Source organism: Mycoplasmoides alvi ATCC 29626, assembly GCF_000701785.1.
GTDB lineage: Bacteria > Bacillota_I > Bacilli_A > Mycoplasmatales > Mycoplasmoidaceae > Mycoplasmoides > Mycoplasmoides alvi.
In genome coordinates, this window is sequence record NZ_JNJU01000008.1 from 1 (window position 1) to 2,683 (window position 2,683).

The 2,683-nt window shown below is 23.9% G+C and carries 4 protein-coding genes; all 4 read left to right on the forward strand.

From position 1 onward, the window contains the following. Positions 1–142 precede the first annotated feature (142 nt). The 4 genes from T383_RS0102150 (at position 143) to T383_RS0102165 (ending at position 2,559) form a co-directional block, all read left to right on the forward strand. On the forward strand, positions 143–397 hold the full coding sequence (locus T383_RS0102150) for a hypothetical protein (RefSeq protein WP_033160050.1): 255 nt from the start codon (positions 143–145) through the stop codon (positions 395–397). A gap of 227 nt (positions 398–624) precedes the next feature. Next, positions 625–816: a hypothetical protein gene (locus tag T383_RS0102155; protein WP_033160051.1), complete on the forward strand. Its 192-nt coding sequence runs from the start codon at positions 625–627 to the stop codon at positions 814–816. 29 nt (positions 817–845) lie between these two features. After that, positions 846–1,811, forward strand: a complete 966-nt coding sequence (gene dcm / locus T383_RS0102160) for a DNA (cytosine-5-)-methyltransferase (protein ID WP_052664020.1) — start codon at positions 846–848, stop codon at positions 1,809–1,811. 1 nt (position 1,812) lies between these two features. Continuing rightward, positions 1,813–2,559, forward strand: a complete 747-nt coding sequence (locus T383_RS0102165) for a PDDEXK family nuclease (protein ID WP_033160053.1) — start codon at positions 1,813–1,815, stop codon at positions 2,557–2,559. The last annotated feature ends 124 nt before the right edge of the window (positions 2,560–2,683 follow it).

Below are 2,683 nucleotides of genomic sequence, written 5' to 3' on the forward strand. Positions count from 1 at the left end.
TTTTCATAAGAAATTTCTCTCTACAAGTATTTTTACCCTGAGAAATTACTTATTAAAAGTTTTAATCAATAAAAAGGGACAAAGTCATAAATATTTGATTAGGACTTTTTAGGGACAAAGTCATAAATATTAGACATGGTGATTGAAACATGAATTAACTTTTTGATATAACATTGGTTCTAGCGATTATAATAGAAAAGATTGTGATGATGATTGTGAAGATATAGAAGATGATGATGTTGCTTTACCTGGAATAAATAAATCAAATGTAGTCAAACTAAACGATATACAATGAACTAATTTCGTCACTATTAAATTCGTTAATGTTCCAGTTCAAGAAGAGAAAATCCAACAGCAAAAAAACTTCTATGAATACTATGGAATTGAGGAAAAATAATTAAAGAAGTAAACTATATATGGTTGTAGGGATAAGTATTGGTTCAATTATTTTTGTTGGGTTAGTTATCTAAGGAATTTATTATTTTGCTACGAAGGATAAAAGAACATCTTCTAGTAATGAATGATATGCTCAACAGCAAAAAGAAGAACAAGCAAAAGCACAAAAAGAGTTCGAAGAATGAAAGGAAGCAAATAAAAGAATTGGAAAGATAACAAGATCATTTCATGTTGTTGAAAGAATTTTTTGATAAAGATGGAAATGTAATTAATACACAAACTTCATATCAAAATTTAGATGATGATGAAAATATAATTAAAGAACTTTTTAACATAATAAATAGAATTTCTCAAAAACTTTTAACTGAACCAAAAGAAGAAAAAAGAATTATTAGAACGCTGCAAAATAAATACAAGTAAATTGAAAAAGAAAAAAGGAAAATATAAAAATGCAATGTTCAAAGCAAATAAATACACAGAAAAAAATTAAATTTATTGATTTTTGCTCTGGAATTGGAGCAGGAAGAATAGCTTTAGAACAAAATGACATGATTTGTGTAGGTCATAGTGAAATAAGTGAACGTGCAAATGAAGTTTATTTTTATTTACATAATGATAAAAACAATTTTGGTGATATTACAAAGATTGATCCAAAAAAACTTCCAGATTTTGATTTAATGATCGCAGGGTTCCCTTGCCAATCTTTTTCTATTGTTGGGAAAAGAAAAGGATTAAATGATAATCGAGGGAAAATAATTTTTAATCTTGTTGAAATTTTAAAAATTAAAAAACCAAAATATTTTATTTTTGAAAATGTAAAAGGATTAGTAAACCATGACAAAGGCAAAACCATTCAAAAAATTTTAAATGTTTTAAAAAAAGTAGGTTATAACGTTGAATATAAAATTTTAAATAGTTTAGACTACAAAATTCCTCAATACAGAGAGCGTGTTTATTTCGTGGGAAAACAAAAAAATATTTCTTCTCCAATTTTATGACCTAAAAAAATAAAAAAAGATAAATTAAGTAAATACTTAATCGAAACCAATCCTAAATATGTTCTTCAAATAAATGAAACATTTCAAAAATATCTAAATAATGAGTTTAATGGAAACAAATTTAATTTAAATGACATATTAAACCAAGAATATATTGTTTTAGATACAAGACAATCAGATTTAAGAATTTATGAAGATAGAATTCCTACACTAAGACATGGTAGACATGGAATTTTATATGTAAAAAATGGTAAATTAAGAAAACTGTCTCCAAAAGAAGCATTTCTTTTACAGGGTTTTAGTTTAAAAGAAATAAAAAAAATACCTAAAAATTTTAATGAAAATAGTTTATTGTCATTAATTGGTAATGCAATGACAATAAGTGTTGTTAATTCCATTGCAAGGGTTAATTTTTAATATGACTAATGAAACAAAAAATGGATCTTTAATTGCAAAAAATGGTTTTTGAAATGAAAAAATTATAAGAGACAAATGGAACAATTGAAAAGAAGATTTGGATGCACAAAAATGACTAAAAATCATGAATTATCATTTAAATGAAATTGAAGAAGTAATTGCAGTATTAATACATGGTTATAAAGCAGATTTAAATGTTCAAATACAAATTAAACTTAAAAAAGCAGTCGACAAAGAAAATATACAAATAAAACTTGTATCAAATAAAAAAGGATTTAATCAAATAGACAAAAGATGGTTAAAATCTTATGTAAAACTATGAAATATACCAGAAGAAGTACTTGCTCTCTTAAAATTATTTGTTGGAGAAGAAAAACCATATAAAAAAACAAAAAAACCAAATAGAATGTTTTTAAATGAAATGAATTCAAATGAGCAAAAAATAATTTTAGATTGGTTTGATAAAAATAAGGTTTTAATTTTTCAAGATATTTTAAGAGGCAGAGGACAATTTAGTGTTGAATGAGTTTTAATTACTCAAAAATTAAATGATAAAAATAAATGATTTTTAAAAAATATTAATGAATTTAGTAACTTTTATTTTGATGATGGTAGAGTTTTTATAACAAAAAAAGGGAATTTAAAAATTGGAAAAATAACAGTTCAAAGAAAAGGTGGAGATGCAGGAAAAGAAACTGCAAACATGCTTCAGTTTAAATTAGATCCTGCAGAAATAATTAAGGAATAAAATATTTTAATTAAACATTATTTTGGGAATAAATAAATGTTAAATATTTTTTACTTTGTCCCTATAATTTCAGAGAGTTATGCACAATTTTAATAAAAAGAATTGCATTTTATAAACCATTTTT